This is a genomic window from Agrobacterium vitis (genome assembly GCF_014926405.1).
Taxonomy (GTDB): Bacteria; Pseudomonadota; Alphaproteobacteria; order Rhizobiales; family Rhizobiaceae; genus Allorhizobium; species Allorhizobium vitis_H.
This window is the reverse complement of sequence record NZ_JACXXJ020000005.1, coordinates 2,990,660-3,012,307: the sequence shown is the minus strand read 5'-3', so window position 1 is coordinate 3,012,307 and position 21,648 is coordinate 2,990,660. Positions and strand designations below refer to the sequence as shown.

At 57.8% G+C, this 21,648-nt stretch carries 23 protein-coding genes and 1 tRNA gene; 8 read left to right on the top strand and 16 right to left on the bottom strand.

The window, feature by feature from the left end; genetic code table 11:
* Positions 1 to 115: 115 nt before the first annotated feature.
* A complete protein-coding gene (locus IEI95_RS25375) occupies positions 116 to 529 on the bottom strand; it encodes a BA14K family protein (protein WP_156532482.1) in 414 nt (137 codons plus the stop codon).
* A gap of 393 nt (positions 530 to 922) precedes the next feature.
* Here IEI95_RS25375 and IEI95_RS25370 point away from each other — a divergent pair.
* Positions 923 to 1,009, top strand: a tRNA-Leu gene (locus IEI95_RS25370).
* Positions 1,010 to 1,105: 96 nt separating this feature from the next.
* On the opposite strand, the gene IEI95_RS25365 is transcribed toward IEI95_RS25370, so the two are convergent.
* From IEI95_RS25365 to IEI95_RS25315, 11 genes are all read right to left on the bottom strand, one after another.
* A complete protein-coding gene (locus IEI95_RS25365; RefSeq protein ID WP_012654659.1) occupies positions 1,106 to 1,483 on the bottom strand; it encodes a hypothetical protein in 378 nt (125 codons plus the stop codon).
* Between the two features lie 266 nt (positions 1,484 to 1,749).
* Complete coding sequence (locus IEI95_RS25360) at positions 1,750 to 2,730, bottom strand: type II secretion system F family protein (protein WP_156532480.1); 981 nt, start codon at positions 2,728 to 2,730, stop codon at positions 1,750 to 1,752.
* A 10-nt stretch (positions 2,731 to 2,740) separates the two neighbouring features.
* Positions 2,741 to 3,745 carry a type II secretion system F family protein gene (locus tag IEI95_RS25355; RefSeq protein WP_156532479.1) on the bottom strand — a complete coding sequence of 335 codons (1,005 nt, stop codon included), beginning with the start codon at positions 3,743 to 3,745 and terminating at the stop codon, positions 2,741 to 2,743.
* A 3-nt stretch (positions 3,746 to 3,748) separates the two neighbouring features.
* Entirely contained in the window at positions 3,749 to 5,227 is a 1,479-nt protein-coding gene (locus IEI95_RS25350; protein ID WP_156532478.1) for a TadA family conjugal transfer-associated ATPase, read from the bottom strand.
* Between the two features lie 49 nt (positions 5,228 to 5,276).
* Positions 5,277 to 6,563, bottom strand: a complete 1,287-nt coding sequence (locus IEI95_RS25345; protein ID WP_156532477.1) for a CpaE/TadZ family protein — start codon at positions 6,561 to 6,563, stop codon at positions 5,277 to 5,279.
* A 26-nt stretch (positions 6,564 to 6,589) separates the two neighbouring features.
* On the bottom strand, positions 6,590 to 7,282 hold the full coding sequence (locus IEI95_RS25340) for a CpaD family pilus assembly protein (RefSeq protein ID WP_194417164.1): 693 nt from the start codon (positions 7,280 to 7,282) through the stop codon (positions 6,590 to 6,592).
* 11 nt (positions 7,283 to 7,293) lie between these two features.
* Positions 7,294 to 8,871, bottom strand: coding sequence for a type II and III secretion system protein family protein (locus IEI95_RS25335; protein ID WP_156532476.1), 1,578 nt, complete (start codon positions 8,869 to 8,871; stop codon positions 7,294 to 7,296).
* Positions 8,868 to 9,677, bottom strand: a complete 810-nt coding sequence (cpaB, locus tag IEI95_RS25330) for a Flp pilus assembly protein CpaB (protein WP_012654666.1) — start codon at positions 9,675 to 9,677, stop codon at positions 8,868 to 8,870. The genes IEI95_RS25335 and cpaB overlap by 4 nt, the downstream gene beginning before the upstream one ends.
* Positions 9,678 to 9,787: 110 nt before the next feature.
* Positions 9,788 to 10,306 carry an A24 family peptidase gene (locus IEI95_RS25325; protein WP_071202384.1) on the bottom strand — a complete coding sequence of 173 codons (519 nt, stop codon included), beginning with the start codon at positions 10,304 to 10,306 and terminating at the stop codon, positions 9,788 to 9,790.
* Between the two features lie 203 nt (positions 10,307 to 10,509).
* The gene (locus tag IEI95_RS25320) at positions 10,510 to 10,695 is read right to left on the bottom strand and encodes a Flp family type IVb pilin (RefSeq protein WP_012654668.1); all 186 of its coding nucleotides are present in this window, start codon (positions 10,693 to 10,695) and stop codon (positions 10,510 to 10,512) included.
* A 187-nt stretch (positions 10,696 to 10,882) separates the two neighbouring features.
* Complete coding sequence (locus IEI95_RS25315; protein WP_012654669.1) at positions 10,883 to 11,068, bottom strand: Flp family type IVb pilin; 186 nt, start codon at positions 11,066 to 11,068, stop codon at positions 10,883 to 10,885.
* A gap of 388 nt (positions 11,069 to 11,456) precedes the next feature.
* On the opposite strand from IEI95_RS25315, the gene IEI95_RS25310 reads away from it, so the two are divergent.
* The 7 genes from IEI95_RS25310 to IEI95_RS25280 all read left to right on the top strand — a co-directional run bounded on the left by IEI95_RS25310 (position 11,457) and on the right by IEI95_RS25280 (position 17,064).
* Positions 11,457 to 11,891: a pilus assembly protein N-terminal domain-containing protein gene (locus IEI95_RS25310; RefSeq protein ID WP_085946603.1), complete on the top strand. Its 435-nt coding sequence runs from the start codon at positions 11,457 to 11,459 to the stop codon at positions 11,889 to 11,891.
* A 225-nt stretch (positions 11,892 to 12,116) separates the two neighbouring features.
* The gene (locus IEI95_RS25305; RefSeq protein WP_156532475.1) at positions 12,117 to 12,740 is read left to right on the top strand and encodes a TadE/TadG family type IV pilus assembly protein; all 624 of its coding nucleotides are present in this window, start codon (positions 12,117 to 12,119) and stop codon (positions 12,738 to 12,740) included.
* Positions 12,737 to 13,321, top strand: a complete 585-nt coding sequence (locus IEI95_RS25300; RefSeq protein WP_012654672.1) for a TadE/TadG family type IV pilus assembly protein — start codon at positions 12,737 to 12,739, stop codon at positions 13,319 to 13,321. The genes IEI95_RS25305 and IEI95_RS25300 overlap by 4 nt, the downstream gene beginning before the upstream one ends.
* 147 nt (positions 13,322 to 13,468) lie before the next feature.
* The gene (locus IEI95_RS25295; protein WP_156537860.1) at positions 13,469 to 14,689 is read left to right on the top strand and encodes a phosphopentomutase; all 1,221 of its coding nucleotides are present in this window, start codon (positions 13,469 to 13,471) and stop codon (positions 14,687 to 14,689) included.
* Positions 14,686 to 15,684: an adenosine deaminase gene (locus IEI95_RS25290; protein ID WP_156532473.1), complete on the top strand. Its 999-nt coding sequence runs from the start codon at positions 14,686 to 14,688 to the stop codon at positions 15,682 to 15,684. The genes IEI95_RS25295 and IEI95_RS25290 overlap by 4 nt, the downstream gene beginning before the upstream one ends.
* An 84-nt stretch (positions 15,685 to 15,768) precedes the next feature.
* Positions 15,769 to 16,398 (top strand): uracil phosphoribosyltransferase, encoded by a 630-nt coding sequence (upp, locus tag IEI95_RS25285; RefSeq protein WP_060719365.1) that lies wholly within the window; start codon positions 15,769 to 15,771, stop codon positions 16,396 to 16,398.
* 129 nt (positions 16,399 to 16,527) lie between these two features.
* A complete protein-coding gene (locus IEI95_RS25280; RefSeq protein ID WP_156532472.1) occupies positions 16,528 to 17,064 on the top strand; it encodes a TIGR02281 family clan AA aspartic protease in 537 nt (178 codons plus the stop codon).
* Positions 17,065 to 17,118: 54 nt separating this feature from the next.
* Here IEI95_RS25280 and IEI95_RS25275 read toward each other — a convergent pair whose 3' ends face one another.
* From IEI95_RS25275 to IEI95_RS25260, 4 genes are all read right to left on the bottom strand, one after another.
* A complete protein-coding gene (locus IEI95_RS25275) occupies positions 17,119 to 17,754 on the bottom strand; it encodes a 2,3-bisphosphoglycerate-dependent phosphoglycerate mutase (RefSeq protein WP_012654678.1) in 636 nt (211 codons plus the stop codon).
* 34 nt (positions 17,755 to 17,788) lie between these two features.
* Entirely contained in the window at positions 17,789 to 18,601 is an 813-nt protein-coding gene (gene dapB / locus IEI95_RS25270; protein ID WP_156532566.1) for a 4-hydroxy-tetrahydrodipicolinate reductase, read from the bottom strand.
* An 85-nt stretch (positions 18,602 to 18,686) separates the two neighbouring features.
* Complete coding sequence (locus IEI95_RS25265) at positions 18,687 to 20,477, bottom strand: ABC transporter ATP-binding protein (protein WP_156532471.1); 1,791 nt, start codon at positions 20,475 to 20,477, stop codon at positions 18,687 to 18,689.
* 104 nt (positions 20,478 to 20,581) lie between these two features.
* Positions 20,582 to 21,604 (bottom strand): glucokinase, encoded by a 1,023-nt coding sequence (locus IEI95_RS25260; protein ID WP_012654681.1) that lies wholly within the window; start codon positions 21,602 to 21,604, stop codon positions 20,582 to 20,584.
* Positions 21,605 to 21,648 lie beyond the last annotated feature (44 nt).

The window sequence follows — 21,648 nt, the reverse complement described above, 5'->3', positions numbered from 1 at the left end:
CAGGATCAGGTGGCGGGAACTTTGTCCCGCTGTTTTTATCGTGATTGTAAAAACCCCTCGAATATTTCGAGGGGTTTTGCGTTTCTCAGGTTTTCAACACAGTCAGACGCTTAAATCATCGGAATGGTGAGCGGCAGACCCGCGTGCGGCCATCCCCGGCAATATAGCGGTTGGTTTGTGGATCATAGGACCGATAACGGTCCATGCACCAGCGGACATGGCGGTTCGATACCCGCGGCGGTGGCGCTGGACGGTAGTAACCCGGTGGTGGAGGTGCTGGGCGATAGTAGCCGGGTGGCGGCGGCGGTGGGACTGGCCGGTAATAGCCTGGCGGTGGCGGTGGGGGCCTGCCGTAATCGGGCCGATCATAACAACCATAGACGTCGCAGACATAGCGGATATCGATCACTCGGGATGGGTTGCCGCTGAGCGGGTCCACGGCAAACGGCATGGTCGCCGAGGCGACAGCGGGCAAGCTGCCGACAAGGACGAACGCAACCCCAGCCAAGGCATTGCGGAACAATGGCATTCTACGCCTCCTCACACTAAAACCGGACATGCCGAATTACATAAATCTCGTCGCCCAAGCTTCAAGGCCCAAGCTTCAAGGGTGGGGACAGTTTCAAGGCGAGGCAATTTTTCTGGCGACATGATTCCATCTGTCTTGCGCTTGCATCTATCAAAAACTCAGGCTTTCGAGCGAGATCGCTTTGTATATTAGATGAATCATTTATTGGCGCCAGTTTTTTCTGGGTCGCGGATTGTCTCTATTAAAACCTCTAGATTCAGACGCTTGGACGAATGTTGAATGATGCTGCAAAATGAACGGGATAGAGGCAATCGGAAAAAAATCGGTCCTGACATGAAAACTTCAAAAACCGTGTTGACAGGCGCGGGCTGGCCTACTAAATCCCTCCTCGTCGCCCAGATGGCGGAATTGGTAGACGCGCCAGCTTCAGGTGCTGGTACTCGAAAGGGTGTGGAGGTTCGAGTCCTCTTCTGGGCACCAATTCCCAAGCCAAATCTTTGATTTGGTTTATGAATACAAAAAAGCCCGGTTCGCCGGGCTTTTTTGTTTTTAAGCGTCTTTTCGTTGTTTGAGTGCTTATTCTCCGACATCTCTCGGATTGATTCCCGGCAGCCATGCGCCGGTACGTGGCGGTTCGCTGCCCGTATAGGTAATTCCCTCATCCGTGGTGCAGCGATAGACGGTTCGCGGCATGCCGGAGCCGAGAAAATGAAAATCGCGGGTGCCGCGCCCTTGCATCAGCACGGTCTCGGTTTGGCAGCGATAACTTGGCTGGAGGTTCTGCCGGTCGATTTCGGCCTGCGTCTTCACGCCGGGCAGGTCCTTGTAACCTTTCAACGGCTGCGACCAGTTATCCAGGGCGGGCTTCTTGTTCTGGTCTGCCATAACCGGCCCCGTCATGGTCAAGCCTGCTGCCACCAGCGCTGCCGTCCATCTTGCTGCTCGGTTCTGCATGTCGATCTCCATTTGCTGACACCGCGCCGAAGGACCGGATATCCAGTCCCCTTTTCAAGCTTGTCGGTTCAGGAAAATCGGTGAGCGGTGTCCCTGACAAACAATCGATGGCCCGTTGCGCGCCTGCCCAAAACTGGACTCGTCATCTCTGATATAGGAAGGCCGCCGCGTGGGCAAAAGGGCATAGGGCAGGCCTTGCCGATCACGGTTTCGCCAGCGGGTAGCGGATTGTGATATCCATCAAACGCTTCGCTATGCCAAAATACCTAGAACCGGTCCGAGACGCGAATACCGGCTGGACCAAGAATAACGGCGACCAGCACCGGCAGGAAAAACAGGATCATCGGCACGGTCAGCTTTGGGGGCAGGGCGGCAGCTTTCTTTTCCGCAGCATTCATCCGCTCGTCGCGGCCCTCCTGCGCCAGAACGCGCAAGGCCTGGCCGATCGGTGTTCCATAGCGTTCCGCCTGGATCAAAGCCTGGCAGACAGACTTGACGATTTCCAGCTGGGTCCGGTTTCCAAGGTTTTCATAGGCCGTGCGGCGGTCCTGGAGGAAAGACAGTTCAGCTGTGGTCAGCACCATTTCCTCGGCCAGCGCCGGAGATTGAGACGCCATTTCATCGGCGACGCGCCGCATCGCCGCTTCCATCGACATGCCGGATTCGACGCAGATCAACATCAGGTCCAGTGCATCGGGCCAGGCCCGACGGATCGAATGCTGCCGTTTGGTAATGCGGTTGGAAATATAGATATTGGGCAGATAAAAGCCGACATAACCCGCCACAACCGCCGCCAGGAAACGCACGGCAAACGGCCTGGACTGCATGTTGTGCAAGGCGAAGATCCAGGTGGTTGCCAGGGCCAGAAACAGGAAGGGCAGCAGGAAACGGGCCGTCAGAAACATGTTCAGGGCATTTTGGGAGCGCAAACCAGCGGTTTTCAGCCGGTCCATGGTCTTGTCGTCCACCAGCGCCTTGCGCAGGTTGAAACGCTCGACGATCTTGCGCGCCGAACTGTTATCAGTATTGCGCAGGCTGCCGCGTCCGCCCTCGCTGTTCATTCTGGCCCGCTCGCGGGCGCGGATCAGTTCGCGCTCGGAGGATACGGCCTTCATCCGCTTGTTGAGGTCACTCCGCTCCAGCAGCGGTGAAATCAGGGTGTAAAGGGTGGCAAAAACCGCAATGGCCACCAATACGGCGATCAGCAGGGTCGGGTTGGTCAGTGTGGCGGTAAGATCGGCAGACATTGGCACGTCCTCAAATGTCAAAATTGATCATGTTACGCATGACGAAAATGCCGATAGACATCCAGAACGCCGAGAACCCCAGAATCATATGGCCGCGCGGGTCGGTAAACAGCACCATGATATAGGCTGGAGAGGAAATGTAGACGAGAAAGGCGACGATGAAGGGTAACGCGCCGATGATGACCGCTGATGCCTTGGCCTCCATCGACAAGGCGCTGACCTTGGCCTTCATCTTGCGCCGCTCACGCAGCACTTTCGATAGATTGGACAGGGCTTCGGAGAGATTGCCGCCCGCCTGCGACTGAATGGCGATGACGATGGCAAAGAAGCTGACCTCCTGCAAAGGCATGGAGTTGAACATACGCCCGCAGGCTTCCGGCACCGTTATACCCAGTTGCTGGGCGTCGACCACACGGCGAAACTCGGTTTTGACCGGTTCCTGCGCATCGACGGCGATCATCCTCAGGGAATCGTTGAGCGGCAGGCCGGATTTGATCGACCGCACCATCACGTCCAGCGCATTGGGAAACTCGGTCAGGAATTTTTCCTGGCGTCGGCGGATCAGGAAGCTGACGATCCAGCGCGGCAGGCCGGCACCAGCCGTAAAGGCAATCCCCAAGGACACAAACAGAGACATGCCGAGGACAAAGCACAGGCAGAAAAACACCAGACCAAGTGTGGTACTGGCAATGCTGAACTGGGTCAGGCTGACATCTAGACCGGTCTGGCCGAGCCGCTGTTTCAGCGACTGGCTGGAGATTTTCTTGTTTTTCTCATTCTGCTTGCGTTCGATTTCCTTCAGCGTGTCCTGCACGGACTTGCGTCGCTTGGAAAGCTCCTGAACCCGGTCGCGCGCCACCTGTTTCTTGGCGGTATCGGCTTCGGCATTTTTCACCCGGGCGAGGCGTGTGGCGGTTTTCTTGTCGGCCTGCACCCGTGAAAACAACAGGACATAGGCCAGCGATCCCGCCGCGAGGGCTGCAAGAAGCACGATGGCGAGCACATTGATGTTCATGGCTTACACCACACCGGTTTTCTGTTCCATGGCGTCGAGCGCCGCCGCCAGGCGCCGTTCCTCGTTGTAATAGCGGGCGCGTTCCCAGAAATGCGGCTTGCCAATGCCGGTGGAGACATGGCGGCCAATGATCTTGCCGGTCAGGTCCTCGCCTTCCATTTCAAAGCGCATCAGGTCCTGGGTGATGATCACATCGCCTTCCATCCCCACCACCTCGGTAATCTGGGTGATGCGACGTGTCCCGTCGCGCAGACGGGCGGCCTGGATGATAATGTCGACCGAGCCGGAAATAATCTCGCGCACGGTCTTTGCCGGTAGGGAATAGCCACCCATGGCAATCATCGATTCCATACGGCTCAGGCATTCACGCGGCGTATTGGCGTGGATGGTGCCCATCGAGCCGTCATGGCCGGTATTCATCGCCTGCAACAGGTCGAAGACTTCCGATCCGCGCACCTCGCCGACGATGATCCGTTCCGGACGCATGCGCAGGCAGTTCTTGACGAGATCACGCATGGTGATTTCGCCTTCGCCCTCGATATTCGGCGGGCGGGTTTCCAGCCGGACGACATGCGGCTGCTGCAATTGCAATTCTGCCGTATCTTCGCAGGTGATTACCCGTTCGTCGGCATCAATATAACGGGTCAGGCAATTGAGCAGGGTGGTTTTGCCCGAGCCGGTGCCGCCGGAAATCACCACATTACAGCGCACCCGCCCGATGATTTGCAGGACTTGCGCACCTTCCGGCGTAATGGCACCAAACTTGACCAGCTGGTCGAGATTGAGCTTGTCCTTCTTGAACTTACGGATCGTCAGCGCCGGACCGTCGATGGACAGCGGCGGAGCGATCACATTGACACGCGAGCCATCCGGCAGGCGGGCGTCGCAGATCGGGCTGCTCTCATCGACGCGGCGGCCAACCTGGCTGACGATGCGCTGGCAGATTGAGAGAAGCTGGGAATTGTCGCGAAACCGGATTTCGGATTCGATGGTTTTGCCGCCAACTTCGATAAAGGTCTGGCCGGCACCATTGACCATGATGTCGGAAATATCGTCGCGGGCCAGCAAGGGTTCCAACGGGCCGTAGCCCAGCACGTCATTGCAGATGTCGTCGAGCAGTTCTTCCTGCTCGGAAATCGACATGGCGAAATTTTTGATGGAAATGATATCGTTGACGATATCGCGGATTTCCTCGCGCGCGCTTTCCGCGTCCAGCTTGGCAAGCTGCGACAGGTCGATCGTGTCGATCAGCGCCGAAAAAACCTGGCTCTTGGTATCGTAATAATCCTCGGTCCGGTTCTGGCGACGACGCTGAGCGGGATCGGCGGGAGCGGCTGGCCTGGGTGGCTCTGCGCGGCCCGGCTCGATCCGTCCGGATGAAGAAACGGACGCCGGCATGCCGGGCGATGACAGTGCCGAGACCGGCACCGCTGTGCCGGAACCGGACTTTACAGACCCTTCATTTCCACGTTTACCGAACATTGTGTCGTTCCAGTCGGGCGCCTATGCAAAGACGCCCTCGGTTGCATGTTTACTTGCGTGCCAACATGGCGAAGATCGTGCTGAGACCCGGTTTTTTCGGCTTCTTGATACTGACCCGTCCGGTGATGAGATGGGCGAGCTGCGAGAACGTCTCCGCCGTCGGACTTTTCGCATCGATCTCGGCGATCATCCGGCCGGAATTGGCGGCATTGCCAAACAGCTGAATATCGAAAGGAATGATCGCGGCTGGCTGCATGTCCAGCGGTTCGAAAAAATCGCTGGGCGAAATTTCCGGTCGTTTCGGCATGCCGGCCTGGTTGAGGATCAGATGCGGTGCCTTGTCGTTTGGTCGCAACCGTTTCAGCGCATCGAGCAGGTTCTTGACGTTGCGCAAATTGGCAAGATCCGGCACGCAGGTCAGGACGATCTCGTCCACTTCCGACAGTAGCGCCAGCGTCCATTCGTTCCAGCTATGCGGCAGGTCCAGCACCGCAACCGGGGCGCTGCGTTGCAGGGTTTCCAACAGCGGCAGGAAGGCGCCGCGCTCAAAATCATAGGCACGGTCCAGCAGGGAGGGGGCGGCCAGCAGGGACAGGTTCTGTGAACAGGAGGTCAGCAGGCGATCAAGAAACACTTCGTCCAGGCGCTCCGGGGCAAAGACCGCTTCGGCTACGCCCTGGGCCGGGTCCTGGTCGAAATCGATATTGGCCGTGCCATAGGGCAGGTCCAGATCGGCCAGGATGGTTTCGGAGGAAAACAGCGAGGCGATCATGAAGGCCGCATTATGGGCGATGGTGGAGGAGCCGACGCCGCCTTTTGCGCCTATGAAGGCGATGCTGCGCCCCAGCGGCTCGGCATCGGGGTCGATGAAGATCGATGATAAGGCCCCGATGACGTCGGCCATGCTGACCGGCGCAACGATATAATCGGAGACGCCATTGCGCATCAATTCGCGGTAAAGAGCGATGTCGTTATAGCGTCCGACGACGATGACCCGGGTCGAGGGATCGCAGACATCGGCCAGCGGCGCCAGCTCGGAGAGCAGATTCTCAGGCTTCGCATCGGTTTCCAGAATGACCAGATTGGGGGTCGGTGCCCCGGCAAACATATTGACCGCCGCTGAAATGCCGCCGCTTGTTACCCGCATGCTGACCTTGGCCATGCGACGGTCGCGGGCGGCCTCTTCCATCACCGCCAGCACACTGTCCGAGATGCAGAACGCATGCACGGAAATGCGTGGCAAAGGCCGCAATTGCTCGAGATTACCGGTTCTCACCGGTTCCGCGGCCAGGCCGTCTTCTTTCGATCCGGCGATATCGTATTTGATCGTATTCATCAGCCTGCCCCCGCGATCCTTGTCACTCAATCCGTGGATGTCGTGGTTGAGGTGTCCTTGCCGTCGCGATAATTGTCGATCACCGTCGAGCGTCGTTCGGCATCGATCGGCGTCATACCGCGCGGCGCGATCAGGTCCGTCGGGCTGGCAACCTGCGCCGCCAGATTGGCCTGGGAGGCACAGCCGAAATTCTGCCAGTTCTTGTTCTGCGCCGTGTCGTTGGAGAGATCCTCCGGCCATTGGCCACACGGTCCGGCCACCGCCGTGGTTGCGACATAGCTCAGTCGGATCGGCGCGGCATCACCTGTTGCGCCAGCCCGGTAAGGCCGTTCAACGATTTTAGGGGCGGCAATGCCCTTGGACACCAGCAGGCTGCGTACCTGGCGAGCAATGCTGGAGGCAGCTGTTGTATTGGGAGACCCTTGCGGCACCAGGATTTGCACATAGCCGGTGGACGCATTGCGGTAATCCTGGGCAAAGCCCGTCACCGCATCGCTCATGCCGATCGTCAGGCGGCTTGAGCCCTGCGCGACCGGAAGATCCAGCGAATGCTCGACATCGGTGACGATGATCGGATGGCGGGTACGGTAATCGTCGGGAATCGAGCCGGTGGACATCTCGTCTTTCATGCCGCCGCAACTGCTAAGCGGCAGGATGGCCATCAATCCGAGGAGGAGCGCGCAAACGCGTGTCAGGGGCAGGGTAGGGTGAAGTGTCATCGCGTTCGCCCTCATTTGTAAATATAGCCGACAGTGCCGTGATAAGCGCCGTTCGCCGTGGCTTCCTTGCGGCCGTAGACCTTGTTGACACGGTTCAGGAAATACATGGCGCCGTCTCCAGCAGGATTGAAATTGTCGTCGGGACGCGCCAGCGCATTGCGGGTGACAGGCCGGACAAGATAGGGCGTGGCGATGATCACCAGTTCGGTTTCGTTACGCACGAAATCCTTGCTGCGAAACAGCGTGCCGAAGATCGGGATTTTCGAAATACCCGGCAGGCCGGACATGGCCTGGCGGACATTGTCCTGGACCAGACCGGCAATCACAATCGATCCGCCGGAGGGCAGCTCGACCGTGGTCGAGGCCTCGCGCTTGCGGATCGACAAATAGGTCGAGCCGGGGATGGACGAATCCGAATTGCCCTCTACCACCGATCCCTCATAGGTCGGCTCGGAGACATTGGTCTCGATTGCCAGACTGATACGGCCCGGAGAGAGCACGACCGGTCGGAAGTTCAGCTGAATGCCGTAATCGACGGTTGAGGTCGTGCGAGAGACGGTTTTCTGCCCGGTGGTGCTGTCGGTGCTGATTTCCTGGCCAGCTGCCAGACGATATTCGCCGCCGACGTAGAATTTCGCCTGTTCGCCGGAAATTGCCGTCAGGCTGGGCTCAGCCAGCGTGCGCATCACACCCGCCTGCTCCATGGCATTGACATAGGCGCTGATGCCAAAGCTGCCGAATGTCTTGGAAATTGTGGCGGTGCCGCCGACGTCGACGGAATTGCCGAGGTTGGACGGATTGGCGTAGCTGATACCGCTGGTGCCATCGGTGGCGCTGGCGCTGACACCAAGCTGTTTCAGCACCTGACGGCTGACCTCGGCAACGGTGACTTTCAGTGTTACCTGATCTTCGCCTTCGATGGTCAGCATGTTGACGATCTGCGAGGTTTGACGGTCTTCTGCATAGATGGCCACCGCGCCGTCGCCGCTGCTGTTGCTGGTTGCGGTTTCGCCGCGGGTGGTGGCTTCACCACCCTGGAGGAAGGCCTTGGCAAGGCTGACGGCGCGCGACGAATCCTGCGGGGTGCGCACCGTGCCGCTCAGCACGACGTTGTCAGAGATGATCTCGACCTTGATATTGGACTCTGGAATGAACCGGCTCAGGTTGGTTTGCAGACCCTCGATATCCCGTTCGATTTGCAGATCGAGACTGACGATCTCGCGGCCATCCGCCCCGAAAATGAAAATATTGGTCTGGCCAACCTTTTTGCCAAACAGATAGATCCGGCGCGAGGTGCGGGTGACGGCATCGGCCAGTTCCGGATCAGCCACCAGGATATCATGGGCATCTTCAGGCAGATCGACGACGATGGCCTTGTTGAGGCCAAGCTTCAGATCACGCCGCACGCCGGGGCCGGTTTGGGCGATGCGCACCAGGCTCTGGGCACCGGCGGCAAGCGCCTCGGCACGCCAGACAAGCATATTTTCTCCCGGCAGGCCGGTAATCGACAGGCCTAGCGAAAGGCTGCCGGTGATCATCATCCGAAACAGGCGGGCAGGGGAAAGGCGCATGGAAAATCGTCCGTTCATTGTTTTGCAGCTCCCGCGCTCTTGACGATCTGCCCGGATTTGATGACCTGCACCTGTGGACCGCCGCTATCGCCGCTCAGCAGGTAGCTTGCGGAACTATTGTCCTGCTCCTGGGCATCCGCCACGGAGCGCAGCGCCAATGACAGGCGCTCGGCCATCTGCTGGGCAACCGTCAGCACCTTGGTTTGCTCCGGCGTCAGTTCCAGTGTTGCGGTGGTGCCAATGACCGAACGGGTGCCGTCGTTCTTTTCCTCGATCTGCTGGTCGATGGCGAGAACGCGGACATTGGACAGCACGGTTTCGGTCAGATGATTGTCATTATCGCCCTTGCGGACCATGATCACGTCAACGCGGTCATTGGGCAGGATGAAACCGCCAGCACCGGTTGCCACGGAAATTTCCGTGGAGATTGCCCGCTTTCCGGCTGGAAGCAGCGCTGAAAGGGTGCGGCTGGAGGCGTCGGCGATCTTTTCGATCCGGATCGGCTCACCCTCGAAAATCGGCAGGCGCACGACAAGCCCGGCAAGGTCGCTCAAGGCCTGGGGACGGTTCTCCTCCGTCACGAAACCGTCGACCAGATCGGTCTTCGGCCAGTCCATCCAGCGCATTGCCTTATCGGTCAGGCGGGCGCCGACCGGCAGGCTGGCAGCGGCGATCAGCACCTTGGTGGTCGGTTCCTTCGTCACCACAGGCTCGGATTGCTGCACCACCACGCGCTTTTGCCCGCTCAGTCCCATGGCCAACAGACCGGCCAGACCGGCCGCGGCCACGGCGACGAAGAGAATGAGAATGCGGGCGGGCTTCATGGTCTGTCCTTAAGTCGGCGGAAGCTTTCTTAAGGTCGAAAAGAACAGAAATTGGTGTAATTATAGTTAACAACCGCCTTACTGGCGTGGTTAACAAAATATTGCCGAATTTATTTCGGCGAAACTGTCGCCAAGGCCAATGTCACCACTGGTGCACTGAGGAAACTGCAAAAACCGCCAATGGCAATGGCAATACCATAGGGGATTTTTTTCTCGACAATCAGCGAGCGCGGCAGGCGCAGTCCAAGGGCCATTACGGTATTGGCCTGGCTGCGCAAAGCCAGGATCATCAGGGTCAGCACGCCGCCAAACACCGCGACTTCAATCAAAAATTCCACCAGGCTGATATTGAAACCATACCAGACGGCAGCAGCCGTCAAAAGCTTGGCATCGCCGCCGCCCATGACATTGACGGCAAACAGCGTGAAACAACCGAAAAACACGATCAGACCCGCCGTGAGATGCAGACCGGCCAATCCTATAGGCAGGCCCAACACCAGGGCGAGGGCGGCAAAACCGATAAGCAGCACAAGGGGGATCGCATTGGGGATCTTCATCTCGAACAGATCGGTAAAGGCCGCGAGTGCCAGACAAAGAGGCATGATCAGTGACAGCGTAACAGCCAGCATGGCGGATGAACCCTTTGATGACGTGATTTTAGTAAATCGACCATGGCGTAAAGCCATTACCGAATCATTCTCTGGACTGAAAATACTGCTCGCTCAGAATATTCGGGGCGGGAAATATTTAGGGCAGGCTCTCCAGCGACAGCAAAGAGAAAAGCCGCCCTTGCGAGGCGGCTCTTGTAGCCTTGAGGCTGCTCGTTTCAAGCTTATTTGGTTGCGTCCGCACCCTTATTCATCTGCGTTGTCAGGTTATTAAAGGTGTTGCCAATGCTTGTACCGAGTGTGGTCGCGCCAGCGACGAGTGCCACGGAAATCAGAGCGGCGATCAGGCCGTATTCGATGGCCGTTGCACCGGATTCATCTTTCATAAAACGTGAGAAAATCTTGGACATGCGCTTCTCATGCTCCACAGGTGTTGTTCTGACCAGTCAACTATTTTTACTGATCGGTTGATGTAGAATTGAAGATCGGCATTTTGTAAAGCATTTCACTCTGAATTGAAGTGGTGAAATACTCTAAAGCTTTGCGCATTTTCGGATGAGAAAATGCCCCAATAGCCTTTCGGATTTGGGAATAAGCTTACTTGGATGCGGTAGCCGCCTTATTCATCTGCGTAGTCAGATTGGTGAACGTGTTGTTCAAGCTCGAGCCGAGTGACGTTGCACCAGCAACCAGGGCCACGGAAATCAGAGCGGCGATCAGGCCGTATTCGATGGCGGTCGCGCCGGATTCATCCTTCATAAAACGTGCGAAAATCTTGGACATGCTCTTCTCCTGCTTCATAAGGTTTATTTTGTCCGCCAACTGTTTTTTGTTGTCCGGTTGAACTGAAATTACAGTTCGCCGCATTGCTATCGCCTTAAGAAAACAAGTTAATTATCCTTGAACGGCAGCTTGATTTCAGTGTGGTAAATGAAGCTGAAAGATAGTCGGGAAAATTGTATTCACTCCGGAAAAAGGCCAGTCTACAGCATGTTTACATGCGAAATTATGCAAGTATGTGTCAGTTATGGCCGCGAACATGCGCGTATTTATCACGAGATGAACCGTATGATGTCCTGAGAGGAGACGATGGCTTTATGGTTCATTTACCATTTTATCTCAATCTGTGGTCCTGATCTGCACGAGAGAAATGTTTTCCATGGCGCTGCCGATGTTGTTTCGCTGCTGTTTTGCGTTTTTGCTTGCCGGAATGGCGACAGTTCCCGGCACAGCGCATGCTGAAGACCCGCTTTTGCGCGTGGTGATGAATCAGGCCCGCATTCTCAAACTCGACCGGCCGGTCAGCAAGGTCATCATCGGCAATGAGAAAGTCGCCGATGCCACCGTGGCCGACCCAAAAACCATCGTGCTGACAGGGCGTAGCTTCGGAACGACGAATTTGGTTCTGCTCGACAGCCAGGGCAATGCCATTTTCGACGAGCGTATTCTTGTCTCTATCGATGAAGCCAATACAGTTCGGCTGTACAAACAGACGCAACGCACGGTCCTGTCCTGCACGCCAAGCTGCGAGCAGCATTCGCAGTCTGGAAATTCCACTGGAGATGCGTCTTCCAGCAATAGTGCGTCCAGCGGAACCGGCCAATAGCGGCAAGACGCTGCGCGAGACAGTGAAACTTTAACTGCCCTATCGTTACGCGCCCAACTCCTGCATAAGAAATCATGCAGTAATAATATGAATTTATTCAGAATATCTAAAATTAATTTTTTGCTCGTTTCCGTATCATCCTGTTCAAACTGAAGGAATTCGGCAACGGAAATTAAATAGATCCAGCCCTAGCTTGCTATCAGGCACAACAACCGGCATTCAGCAATGGTCTTTCCATATGGCACTCGTGACAAAAGCAACGGACGATGGCGCAGATGGAGATTAGTGGCCAGGCGTTTGCGTCGCTCCCGTGACGGATCGGCGGCCATCGAATTCGCCATTCTGGCCATTCCTTATTTCCTGATCATTTTTGCCATTCTTGAAACATTCGTGGCTTTCATCGCCGAACAGACCGTCAATGCAGCGGTCGATACGCTCGGCAGGCAATTGCGCACCGGCAATATCACCTATAACCAGGCCCGTAGCACCGACAAGACGGCGACGGAATTCCGCCAGCTGTTCTGCAACGAGATTTCCTTTCTCCTCACCTGCGATGCTGCGGAAGTCGCAACGCCCAACCGGCTCTGGCTCGATGTGCGCACGTATACGGCTTTCTCCGCCATGCCCACCACAATTGCCACCACATCCGGTAGCCTTGATACATCCAGTTTTGCCTTCACGCCTGGCGGGGCAAGCTCGATCAATATGCTGCGTGCCTTTTATTATTGGCCGGTCACCACCGATCTCGTCCGGCCCTATATTGCCACGATCCACCGCCCTGGTGTTTCCAGCAATTCCGATTACCTGATCGTATCGACCTTGGCCTTCCAAAATGAGAATTATCCATGAGGTCGAAACCCGCCCTGATTTTGCTTCTATGCAGACCGTTCCGGCTGTTGGCGCTGGATCGTTCCGGTGTCGGCGCGGTGGAATTTGCGCTGATCGTGCCCTTGTTGCTGGTTCTCTATCTGGGGGCGTTTGAGCTTACCATGGCGCTCAGCGTGTCGCAGCGCGCCACCACCAGCGCCGGGGCCATCGCCGATATCGTGGCGCGCAAGCAGAAAACGGTCGATAAGACCTTTCTGGCGAACATGCCGGATGTGCTGAAGGCCATGTTCGCCCCGACTGCGACGACAGGCTATACGCTGAAGATCACCGGCATCAAGGTGGACAGCAATGTCAAGGCGACGATTGCCTGGTCCTGGGCGCAGGACGGCTCCAAACCCTATGCAACCGGTGCAACGGTGACGCTTCCGTCCGGCATGGCCGCCGCCAATGCCTTTTTCGTCCACGCGGAACTGACCATTCCCCATGAGCTTGTCACCTATCTGCCTGGATTTACCGGATCAAGCGTCAGCACAATTACCATCGCCAGGGATTATTACTTCCGTCAGCGGGAAAACGGCGAGATTGCTTGCTCTGATTGCTAATCCGAAGGGGGATTTGCCATTGCCTGTCTAAATGTCTATTCAATCCGTCCGATTGATAGTCAACTGCCTGATACGGCCTGATTTCATCTGAATCCCGAAGCGATGCATGGTGAAGCGCAGGATACGGCAGGGCATGATGGGTGAAGCATGGCGCGGGCCTTTCTGTTTGTTCTCGATTCCTTTGGTGTCGGTGGTGCCCCCGATGCGCCAGCCTATGGCGATGACGGGGCCGATACGCTGGGCCACATTGCCGAGTTCTGCGCCGCCGGTGCCGGAGACCGCGATGGCCTGCGGGCCGGGCCGCTGATGTTGCCGAACCTATCGGCGCTGGGCTTGTTGCAGATTGCCAGTCTGGCCAGCGGTAGCCTGCCTGCGGGCATGGCCTTGCCGGAGCGGGTCTTTGGTCTGTACGGTGCGGCCAATGAAATTTCCCGGGGCAAGGATACACCGTCTGGCCATTGGGAAATCGCTGGTACACCTGTCATGTTCGACTGGGGTTATTTCCCGCAAGAAGGCGATGCCTTTCCTGCCGATCTCGTCGCTGAGATTTGCAAACGCGCCGATCTTCCCGGCATTCTCGGCAATTGTCATGCCTCTGGCACCGACATCCTGGCCCGCTTGGGTGAGGAGCATTGCCGCACGGGCCAGCCGATCTGCTATACATCCTCCGATAGCGTCTTCCAGATTGCCGCCCATGAGCATGTGTTCGGGTTGGAGCGTTTGCTGCGGCTCTGCGAAATGGTCCGGGAACTGCTCACTCCCTACAAGATAGGCCGGGTGATCGCCCGCCCCTTTATCGGCAATAGCGCTTCGAATTTCCAGCGTACCGGCAATCGGCGGGATTATTCGGTGCCGCCTCCAGAGCCGACTTTGCTCGATCGGCTGAGTGAAGCGGGTCGCACGGTACATGCCATCGGCAAGATCGGCGATATCTTCGCCCATCAGGGGACTGGCCGCGAAATCAAGGCGAATGGCAATGCCGCACTGATGGAGACGACGCTGGCGGTGATGGATGAGGCAGCGGACGGCGATCTGGTCTTCACCAATTTTGTTGATTTCGACATGCTGTACGGCCATCGCCGCGATGTGCCGGGCTATGCCGCAGCGCTGGAAGCCTTCGATCTCTGGCTGCCGGATGTCTATCGCAAGCTTATCCCCGGCGACATGGTGATCCTGACCGCCGATCATGGCTGTGATCCGACCTGGCGCGGCACCGACCATACCCGTGAGCGGGTGCCGATCATGGCGTTCGGTCCCGGCATCCGGGCGCGTTCCATCGGCATTCGCGACACCTATGCCGATATCGGTGAGACAATTGCGGCCCATCTCGGCATTGCTCCGGGTCGCCATGGCGGGAGTTTCCTATGACCGCATTGCTGTTGAAGGCCGAATTGCATTGCCATATCGAAGGCGCGGCACCTCCGGCTCTGGTCGCGGCCCAAGCCGAGAAATACGGCATTGACGCCAGCAGCTTCATCCGCAATGGCGTCTATGTCTGGGAGGATTTCACCAGTTTCATAGCCGCCTATGATTTTGTCGCCTCGGTGTTTCGCACGGAGGAGGATTTCGCCGCCCTGGCCGAGGCCTATCTGAGCGAACTGGCGGGCGTCAATACGATCTATAGCGAGCTATTCGTTTCGCCTGATCACGGCGAGGCGGTAGGATTGTCCGCCGAAGCCTATATCGAAGGGCTGGCGGAAGGCATTGTCGCTGCACGGGCCAAGACCGGTATCGAATGCCGGATGGTGATTATCGGTGAACGGCATCTGGGGCCGGAAAACGTCTTGCGTCGGGCGAAATGGCTGGCCGATTACCATCATCCGCTGATCACCGGTTTCAACATGGCGGGTGAGGAGCGGATGAATAGGGTGGCGGATTACGCCCCGGCCTTCGACATCGCCCGTGAGGCGGGCTACGGCATTACCATCCATGCTGGCGAACTCTGTGGAGCTTTCAGCGTTCGTGACGCGCTGGATCTGGTGCGCCCAAGCCGGATTGGCCATGGCGTGCGCGCGATTGAGGATGCCGATCTGGTGCAGCGACTGGCGGATGAGGGCGTTGTGCTGGAAGTCTGCCCCGCCTCCAATATCGCCCTTAAAGTGTTTGAGGATTATGCCAGCCATCCCATGCGCGACCTGACTGATGCTGGCGTGCGGGTATGCATCAATTCTGACGATCCGCCGTTTTTCGCCACATCGCTGGCCAATGACTATGCCATCGCCGCTTCGATGGGATTTTCGGAGGCGGAGATCAATGCGATGACGCGAACGGCCATCGAAGCGGCTTTCGTGGATGAGACGACCCGCCAAAACCTGTTGCAGCGGTTGCAAGCGGCTGGTTCTGGGGATGAGGCAGCGATTTAACGGCTGTAAGCCTTGCTCATCCCACCGATTCGTTGGAAGAAACATCACAGTCAGGAATAGAGCGGAAGAGACAAGAGGTTTCCCATGGACGGCGTCACAGTCATCAATCACCCCCTGGTGCAGCACAAGCTGACCTTTATGCGCCGCAAGGAAACCTCGACGGCGGGCTTTCGCCGGCTGCTGCGGGAAATCTCGACGCTGCTCTGCTATGAAGTGACCCGCGATCTGGAGCTGACCGTGGAAACCATCGAAACGCCGATGGTGGAAATGGAAGCGCCGGTGCTGGAAGGCAAGAAGCTGGTGTTCGCCTCCATTCTGCGTGCCGGAAACGGCCTGTTGGAAGGCATGCTGGATCTGGTTCCCTCCGCTCGTGTTTCGCATGTCGGCGTCTACCGCGATCACGAGACTTTGCAGCCGGTCGAATATTACTTCAAGGCCCCGGAAAACCTGTCGGAGCGGCTGGTGATTGTCGTCGATCCGATGCTGGCCACCGGTAATTCTTCAATCGCTGCCGTCGATAAGCTGAAGGAACGGGGAGCGAAGAACCTGCGCTTCGTCTGCCTGTTGGCAGCCCCTGAAGGTTTGAAACATTTCCGCGAAGCCCATCCCGACGTGCCGATCTTTACGGCTTCGATTGATAGTCATTTGAATGAGCAGGGTTATATCGTGCCAGGTCTCGGCGATGCTGGCGACCGGATGTACGGCACCAAGTAAAGCTTTTTTAATGATGAACGGCCTCGACCCCGGTGCTTCTTGCGTCGGGGTTTGCTTTTGAACGGTGATGTTAACCGGAGTGAAAGCCCATCAGCGTTTTTATCTTCAAAACGGTGGGAGATTAACGCGATGCTGATGAGGGTTCTGGTCTTTGCCGGTCTGACAGTCCTCGTCGCCACGCAATTGCCTGCCTATTTGCAGGACAGGACGCACACCGCGCCGGAAAAGTCATCGCAGGCGGCAAGCCTTGAGGCAACCCGTCTCGCGGTCGCACCGCAGCCGGTCGCCGGTTCAGGTCAGGCGATCCTGAAGGCCGATGGCCGGGGCCATTTCATCGCGCCCTTCCGCATCAACGGCAAAACCGTCGATGCGATGATCGATACCGGCGCAAGCACGGTTGCCATTAACGAGACCACCGCCCGCAGGCTTGGCTTCAGCGGCAATGATCTGAATTTCAAATACAAGGTCAATACCGCCAATGGCGACACTTTGGCTGCGGTGGTGACGCTTGACCGGGTGGAGGTTGGCGGGGTGCGTGCTACGCAGGTTCAAGCCATGGTGCTGAAAGACAAGGCACTGTCCGGTACGCTGATCGGCATGACATTCCTGAAACAACTCGGCAGCTACAAAGTTGAAGATGGCCAGTTGAAGCTCAGTCAAAAATAAGGGCTCCTCTTGGAGGAGCCCTGATGAGATTGATTTAAAATTGCTGAACCGCGCTCAATGCGCGCCGGACATGTCGCCCAGCACGTCCTTGGAAGCCACGGTGGAATCGGCGTTCAGCTTGTAGACCATCGGCACGCCGGTGGCGAGATTGACGCTGAGGATCTGTTCCTTGGTCAGCTTGTCCAGCACCATCACCAGCGAGCGCAGTGAATTGCCGTGGGCCGCCACCAGCACCTTTTCGCCCCGCAGCACGCGCGGCAGGATTTCGGTGAGGTAATAGGGCCAGACGCGGGCGCCGGTATCGCGCAGGCTTTCGCCGCCCGGTGGCGGAATGTCGTAGGAACGGCGCCAGATATGCACCTGTTCTTCGCCCCATTTGGCGCGGGCGTCATCCTTGTTGAGGCCGGAAAGATCGCCATAATCGCGCTCGTTGAGCGCCTGATCGCGGATGGTTTCAAGGCCGGACTGACCAAGATTGTCGAGAATGATACCGCAGGTCTTCTGAGCGCGGGAAAGATCGGACGTAAAGGCGATATCGAATTGAATGCCGTAATCCTTTAGCGCCTTGCCGCCGGCATTGGCTTCCTGCACGCCAAGGTCGGTCAGGTCGGGATCACGCCAACCGGTGAACAGGTTCTTCAAATTCCAATCGCTCTGGCCATGGCGCACGAGCACGAGGGTACCGGTCATCGACAAAATCCTCTCATTGACGTTACTGGAAACATTATTGCGGAGATGAAAGCCCGAGAACATCGAGCATGGAATAAAGGCCGGGTTTCTTGTCCTGCGCCCAGAGCGCGGCCTTGACCGCGCCGCGTGCAAAGATTGAACGGTCGCCGGCGCTATGGGAGAGCGTGACGATCTCGCCTTCGCCAGCCAGCAGAACGGAATGTTCGCCGATGACAGAGCCACCGCGCAGCGTTGCAAAGCCGATCGATCCGGGCGCACGCGCCCCGGTATGTCCGTCGCGCACTTTGACGGCGTTGTCCTTGAGGTCGACGCCACGCCCCTTGGCGGCGGCTTCACCCAGAAGAAGGGCGGTGCCTGAGGGCGCATCGACCTTGTGTTTGTGGTGCATTTCCAGCACTTCGATATCCCAGCCGGAGGCCTCCAGAGCCTTTGCCGCCTGGGCAACCAGAACAGAGAGCAGATTAACACCTAGGCTCATATTACCGGATTTGACGATTCTGGCATGGCGCGCTGCCGCCTCGAACTTCGCCTCATCAACTGGTGAGCATCCCGTGGTGCCGATGATATGAACGATGCGGGCCTGGGCTGCCAAGGCGGCAAATTCCACCGAGGTTTCCGGTCTGGTAAAGTCGATCACCCCATCGGCATTGACGAAGGCGGCCAATGCATCGTCGGTGACGGGAACACCCAGTGGACCGACGCCGGCCAGATCACCGGCATCCCGGCCAATCGAGGCGGAGCCCGGACGACCCACCGCCGCATGCAGCACGGCACCCTGCGTCTCGCAGATGATCCGCACCAGAGCTTGCCCCATGCGTCCGCTGACGCCAACCACGACCAGCTTCATCGGGCCAGTCTGTGTCGGACCGGTGTTCAATGCAACTGTCATGCCTCTCTCCGTCCTCATCCGTCCTTCTCCGCAGGCTTTGTGCTTACAGTGAAGGACTTCCATTGGTTGCCTGCATATTGTTCAGCCGGGCGTAAAGCCCCTCCGGCCTTTCCGTCAGTGTCCTGTGGTTGCCCATTTCGACCACCCGGCCATCTTGCATCACGACGATCTTGTCGGCTTTGACCACGGTGGACAGCCTGTGCGCGATGACCACGACAGTCCGGCCGTTCATGGCTTCGTCCAATGCCTTCTGTACGGCGGCTTCCGATTCGGTGTCGAGAGCGGATGTTGCTTCGTCCAGAAGCAGGATCGGCGCGTTGCGCACCAGAGCGCGGGCAATCGATAGGCGCTGGCGCTGGCCACCGGACAGCGTCAGGCCGTTTTCACCCACCGGTGTTTCATAGCCATAGGGCTGCGCCAGGATGAAATCATGCGCATGGGCAAGGCGGGCAGCTTCTTCCACGTCGGCATCGGTGGCGTCGGGACGGCCATAGCGGATATTGTCGCGGATCGTGCCTTCAAACAGATAGGGATGCTGCGACACATAGGCGATATGCTTGCGCAGCGAGGCCTTGGTCACATCGGCAATGTCCTGCCCGTCGATCAGGATCTGGCCCTGCGGCGGATCGTAGAAGCGCGGGATCAGCGTGATGATCGTCGACTTGCCGGCCCCCGATGGCCCGACCAGTGCCGTGGTCTTGCCGCCTTCGGCCGTGATATCGACGCCCTTCAGAATTTCAGGGCCGTTGCCATAGGCGAAATGAATGTCTTTGAACTCGATACGGGCCTCGCTGACCTTCAATTCGCCAGCGCCCGGCTTGTCGCGCTGGTGTGGCTGGGTGTCGAGGATGGCATAGATCATCCGGGCATTGACCACGGCCCGTTCCATCTGGATCTGCAACTTTGCCAGCCGCTTGGCAGGCTCATAGGCCATCAGCAGGGCGGCGATGAAGGAGAAGAATGCGCCCGGCAGCATCCCACCGGCGATGGTGCGGTAGGAGGCATAGGCAATGACGGCGGCAATGGCGAGACCGGCAAAGCTCTCGGTAATCGGCGAGGTGCGTTCGCTCAAACGGGCGATGCGATTGGCGCGGCTTTCGGCACTGTCGATAATGCCCTCCACCTTGCGGCCAAGCTCTTCTTCCATGGTGAAGGCCTTGACGACGGCAATGCCCTGGACGCTTTCCTGCATGGCACCCAGCACCCGGCTGTTGAGCATGACGGAATCCGTTGTCGCCTTGCGAAGCCGTTTGGAAATATAGCGCAGCGAATAGAGAACCGGAGGCGCCACCACGAAAACGATCAGCGTCAGCACCCAGTCCTTGGCGAGCATGACGGCGATCAAGCCGATGAGGCTCAGCAGATCCCGCGCCGTCGAGGTGACGGTCAGGTTCAAAACATCTCTGATGCCATTGACATTCTGGCTGACCTGGGCGGCCAGATGCGCCGAGCGGGCCTCGTTGAAATAGCCCATCGACAGCGTCATCAGATGGCTGAACAACCGCTTCTGGTAGCGCGCGACAATGTTATTGCCGATCTTGGACAAGGCCACCGCCTGGCCATAGCTGGCAAGGCCCCGCAGCGAGAAAGCGATGAAGATCGAGACGCAGATGATCCAGACCAGATCGGCGCGCTTGTTGGCGAAGGCCTCGTTAATCACCGTTTCCATGATCCAGGCGGTAAAGGCCGTTGTCAGCGCTACGGTTGCCAGGCATATGATGGCGAAGACATAGCCGCGCACATGATCACGGCCATTTTCGGCGATGACCCGCTTGAGAACTGCCGTGATGCTTTCCGACGATTCTGGCAGGGAGGTCTTGATGGTGTCGCGCAAGAAATGTCTTTCCCATTCGATTGGTCATAGCGACCATCATGGCCGCGCCAGCGGGTCTATAGCCAGTCCGGCGGCTTTTGACCATAGAGCAATGCGCGACGCAATCAACGCTGCCAGCGACGTCCTTCATGCTTCACGCCATAGCTCGACGGGGTGCGGGCATAGGCTGCCAGCCCTGAAAGGGCGGCCTGCGGGTGAATGGCGACAAAGGTGGGAATGGTCTTCATCATTTCCGTATGCGGGGCCTTGTCCTCGAAAGCGGCCCGGAAGACCGGGCTCTTCAGCAAGGGGATAATCTTTTGCGAAATGCCGCCGGATAGGAAAACGCCGCCACGGGCCATGAAAACCAGAGCCATATCACCGGCAATCCGGCCAAGATAGGTCACGAACAGTGTCATGGTTTCCACGCAGACCGGATCATTACCCTTCAGGGCATGCTGGGTCACATCGGCGGGATCGGTCCATACAGGCTCAATGCCATCGGCAGCGCAGATGGCATTGTAGAGATGTAGGATGCCTCGCCCGCACAGGATCTGCTCGCCGGAAATCCGGCCTTCGATCCGTTCGATATGCGGAAAAATCTGCCAATCCCGGTCACTGCGCGGTCCGATATCCACATGGCCACCTTCGCCGGGAACCGGAAACCAGGTATGATGGGTATAAAGCAGACCGCCAACACCCAGCCCGGTGCCAGGTCCCAGAATGACGCGGGAATTCAGCGAGGTTTCGGTCAGGGGACCGATCGGTTCGCGGTCGTTGCGTCCCAGTGAGGCAGCAGCCAGCGCCTGCGCTTCGAAATCATTGACAACAAGCACGTCGTCAAAGCCGAGATCGGCAATCATCGCCTTGGGGCGAATGACCCAGGGGCAATTGGTCAGCGGGATTTCGTCATCCTTGATCGGCCCGGCCACAGCCAGAATGGCCGAGCGCGGCTGGAAGCCGGATTTGTCGAGAATGCAATCCTGAATGGCCTGGTCGATGGTCGGGAAATCCGCCGTGTGAATATTGGCAAATTCCTTGGGCGCAGCATGGGCATCCATGAGAATCCAGAAGCGGGCATTGGTGCCGCCGATATCGCCGACAAGAACCGGAAAGGGCATGTGATCATTGTCATGAGGTTTTGGCATTGAAAAATCCATTTCTGGTCGCGCGGCTTTAATGGTCCGGTGTG